Source organism: Thiolapillus sp. (assembly GCF_048562965.1).
Classification (GTDB): Bacteria; Pseudomonadota; Gammaproteobacteria; order Chromatiales; family Chromatiaceae; genus Thiolapillus; species Thiolapillus brandeum_A.
Genome location: NZ_JBHNMF010000354.1, coordinates 1 through 3437 on the forward strand (window position 1 = coordinate 1; position 3437 = coordinate 3437).

Annotated in this window: 5 protein-coding genes and 1 pseudogene; 2 read left to right on the forward strand and 4 right to left on the reverse strand. The window is 56.2% G+C overall.

The annotated features are described in order from the left end of the window. Positions 1 to 198 (reverse strand): annotated as a pseudogene (locus ACOCD2_RS14640) (ISL3 family transposase); the annotation flags it as partial. Positions 199 to 227: 29 nt separating this feature from the next. Between ACOCD2_RS14640 and ACOCD2_RS14645 the strand changes: the two are divergent. Both ACOCD2_RS14645 and ACOCD2_RS14650 read left to right on the forward strand, forming a co-directional pair. After that, the gene (locus ACOCD2_RS14645) at positions 228 to 866 is read left to right on the forward strand and encodes a ribose-phosphate pyrophosphokinase-like domain-containing protein (RefSeq protein ID WP_305800335.1); all 639 of its coding nucleotides are present in this window, start codon (positions 228 to 230) and stop codon (positions 864 to 866) included. Then, complete coding sequence (locus ACOCD2_RS14650) at positions 788 to 1471, forward strand: phosphoribosyltransferase family protein (protein WP_293649834.1); 684 nt, start codon at positions 788 to 790, stop codon at positions 1469 to 1471. Before ACOCD2_RS14645 ends, ACOCD2_RS14650 begins: the two co-directional genes overlap by 79 nt. A 3-nt stretch (positions 1472 to 1474) precedes the next feature. Here ACOCD2_RS14650 and ACOCD2_RS14655 read toward each other — a convergent pair whose 3' ends face one another. From ACOCD2_RS14655 to ACOCD2_RS14665, 3 genes are read right to left on the reverse strand one after another with little or no spacing between them, the layout of a single operon-like run. After that, positions 1475 to 1987 carry a peroxiredoxin family protein gene (locus tag ACOCD2_RS14655; protein ID WP_293649833.1) on the reverse strand — a complete coding sequence of 171 codons (513 nt, stop codon included), beginning with the start codon at positions 1985 to 1987 and terminating at the stop codon, positions 1475 to 1477. 9 nt (positions 1988 to 1996) lie between these two features. Then, positions 1997 to 2563, reverse strand: coding sequence for a hypothetical protein (locus ACOCD2_RS14660; RefSeq protein WP_293652799.1), 567 nt, complete (start codon positions 2561 to 2563; stop codon positions 1997 to 1999). Then, a complete protein-coding gene (locus tag ACOCD2_RS14665) occupies positions 2560 to 3240 on the reverse strand; it encodes an ArsR/SmtB family transcription factor (RefSeq protein WP_293650357.1) in 681 nt (226 codons plus the stop codon). The genes ACOCD2_RS14660 and ACOCD2_RS14665 overlap by 4 nt, the downstream gene beginning before the upstream one ends. Positions 3241 to 3437: the final 197 nt, after the last annotated feature.

The window sequence follows — 3437 nt, forward strand, 5'->3', positions numbered from 1 at the left end:
ATCAAGATGTCGCCATTTGCGCTTTCGGGAATCATAGCCCGGCGATACCTCGCCGCAGGTCGGGCAACAGTGTTGCACCCCTTCCTCTTGTTCCACATGTATCGTGACTTCACCCTCTGACCGCGCCAGCTCTACACCGGATACTTGCCAGGGACTCTTGATTCCCAGTATCTGGGCATATAGGTCTTTGTCTCTCATAGGGGATTACGATAATCTACCCACTCCATTTGGGGAAGAGCCTTGAAGACTATGCAGAGCCGGCAAAAAGACTGGCACACTTTATCGGCTGCCCGTTTGCCCTGATCGATGTGCATCATTTTCCCGATGGCGAGAGCCGCCTGCGCCTGCCGGTGGATCTACCGCAAAAGGTAGTGCTGTGCCGCAGCCTGAACGATCCCAACGAAAAACTTGTGGAGCTGATACTCGCCGCTGAGCATCTCCGCGGACAGGGCGTAATGCAGCTGATGCTCATCGCGCCCTACCTGTGCTACATGCGCCAGGACAAGGCGTTTCACCCCGGCGAGGTTGTCAGCCAGACTATTATCGGCCGCTTGCTGGCGAACTATTTCGATGGTGCCATCACCCAAGCGTGTCTTCGACCTTGTGATAGATTTTGGGACATCCCAGTCCCCAAAATCGACTCGGCCTTTGACAACCTATTCGTGCCCCAGCCGTCCTGGTCACCAAGCACTACACAACAACTTCGCAAGCTCGTTGCTGCTCCGTACTTGTCTCCCAATGACTGGACGCCGCGTTCGAATGCCTACTTTGCTTCCCCTCTGGCGCTATGCGCACGACGGGTAAGCAGTGCGGCCTCGCGGCTACTGGGGACTACCAGCCTTCGCTTCGCTCTCCATGGCTGGTAGCGGTGGACGCGCACCTGCACCGAGTCCATCATCTTCGCGATGCGCTGCCCATGAAAACTGCCATCAACCTTACCGCCACCCGCCCCATGGCACAGTTCCTGGAACAAAGGAATTTGCGTCCTGTGCTGATCGGTCCTGACGGTGAATCGGAACAGTGGGTGTCCAGTATTGCGCAGCACGAAGGCCTCGACTACTGTATTGCGCAGAAAGAACGCCTGGGTGACAAACAGGTGGTGGTCACCATGCCAGCCTGTGAAGTCAAGGGCAGAGATGTCGTGCTGGTGGACGATGTTGCAAGCACAGGACGTACGCTGGAAGCTGCTGCCCGACAATTGCAGGACGCATCACCCGCTTCACTGTCCGTCATGGTCACCCACGCCCTGTTTCTGAACGATGCCGTACAGCGGCTTCAGGCTGTCGGTGTGGAAAACATCTGGAGCTGCGACAGCATTCCCTCACGCCAGCAACCGGATTCACCTGGACGAATTGCTCGGCGAGGCATTGCAGGAAGCGCTGACAGCGTAATCAGGGGCATGCACGCGTGCCTTGGCGAACGTGATGCACCGGGGAAGCACAGAATTCCAGCCTCACCGGCAGATCGATAGAGCTCAGGGAACCTGCTTGAGCGCCCTCACCTTTTCCATGAGATCGGGCGCATCCCATTCCCGCCCGCCAACCGCTCGGTAGACCTTTCGACCCCACTGATCGACGACGAAGGTCGTGGGCAATCCCTTGACATCCCAGGCTTCGCTGACACTAGAATCCGTATCCAGCAGCAGAGGAAATTCCACCGGATAACTGGCGGTGAATTCAAAGATGGCATCCTCATCCTCTCCCACATCGATTGCCAGCATCTTGATACCTTCTTCGCGCAACTGCTCCCAGGCACGCTGCATGGACGGCATTTCCGCACGGCAGGGCGGACACCAGGTCGCCCAGAAGTTCACGATGATCACGCTGCCCTTGTAGTCGCTGAGCTGATGAACATTGCCATCGGCATCCTTGAGTTCAAAGGCCGGGGCGCTGGGCTTGTCCGGCAGCGGTGTCAGCCCCCTTCCCGTGGCCAGAGCCCCACCGGCAAACAGCAGTACAATCAGAACTGTAAATACGGTTTTAAACATGGTTATTCTCTAGTTCAGTTTTTCCGGGGCGCATTGCAGACCGGAAAGGGTTGCTTCGACGGGCTTGCCGTCGAGCAGTATCTTCAGATGCAGATCGAAACTTTCACCTGGCGACAAGCCATACACCGTCATACCCCAATTATAGTCGCCCGGCTCAAAATGCTGCACCGTAGGCATCAGCGACCAGTTCAGGGCAATGCGTGCTGCCTGGGGAAGCACTTGATCCTGCAGCCTCTGCTTCCAGTATTCCCGAACCAGCAACTGGCTTTTCTTGCCTTTGTGTACCACTTTCCAAGTCGTCAGATCAAAATCCAGGGGCAGGCTTCCATCATTGCGGAACATGGAACCAAAAAAGCAAGAAGTGGCCAGTTCGTTGGCAATTTCAGCAGGAAACCCCCGCCCCTGCAGATAGGCGCGGGTCTGATCCGGTAATCGCTGCACTAGGCGCAACGACACTCCGTCGTGATTCCACTGCCAGGTGCGCAACCCTGTTTTTTCGCCCACCTCCATCGTCACGGACGCAGCCGACAGTCCCATCCAGAAAAGCGGCAGCAAAACAGCAATCAGGAATTTCATATCAGCGCTGCTTCGCTGTATCGACAGGATGACCGACCTTCCAGCCGCCATTCCGGCAGACCACCATCCAGCCGGACAGCGGCCAGGCCTTTGTCTCTCAGCAAAGCAACTGCATCGAAAGCAAGTACGCAATGAGGGCCACGGCAATAGGCTACCACTTCCTGACCGTTGTCCAGCTCATCCAGTCGGGCCTCCAGCTCCGCCAGAGGCACATTGATTGCTCCGGGAACATGGCCTGCTTCATATTCTTCGTTCGGGCGTACATCCAGCACAGTCACCAGCCCTTCCCGCGCCCTTTTCAGCAACTCCTCCGCCGGCAGGGGTTCGAGGTTATCCTTGACCGTGAGGTAGCTCTGTATAAGTTGCTGAACATCAGCCAGGTGTCTTTCGGCCACTTCGCGAACCGCATTGAGCAGCGGAGGTACATCATTGCCACTGATGCGGTAAATGACTTTCTGCCCTTCCTTCCGTGAACGGACCAATCCCGCCTGACGCAATTGCTGCAAATGCTGTGAAGTATTGGCAACACTCAGGCCGGACAGCTTTGCCAACGCATCGACGCTGCGTTCGCTTTGCACCAGAAATTCCAGCAATTCCAGACGATGACCGTTGCTCAACGCCTTGGCAACTCGCGCAAACTGGGCAAAAAGGGCTTTTTTGAAATTGCCGACTGACATCCTTACCTCGACATCCGCTCTATTGTTCGTTAGATTGATTGAATAATACACACAAGCATGTTCATCCCTCAATCCTTAGCCCGCATCGCTCACCGATCCCCTGGTTCCGGCGTTTTTGGGCGCCGGGACGTGGCCAAGATAGACCGATAGCCCATTTCTCGTGCCAAGGTACTCGCCGAGAGAAGTGATTCTCGTGT

Coding starts and splice junctions, on each gene's coding strand:
- ACOCD2_RS14655 (WP_293649833.1), bottom strand. CDS start 1,987: ATGTTTAAAACCGTATTTACAGTTCTGATTGTACTGCTGTTTGCCGGT.
- ACOCD2_RS14660 (WP_293652799.1), bottom strand. CDS start 2,563: ATGAAATTCCTGATTGCTGTTTTGCTGCCGCTTTTCTGGATGGGACTG.
- ACOCD2_RS14650 (WP_293649834.1), top strand. CDS start 788: ATGCGCACGACGGGTAAGCAGTGCGGCCTCGCGGCTACTGGGGACTAC.
- ACOCD2_RS14665 (WP_293650357.1), bottom strand. CDS start 3,240: ATGTCAGTCGGCAATTTCAAAAAAGCCCTTTTTGCCCAGTTTGCGCGA.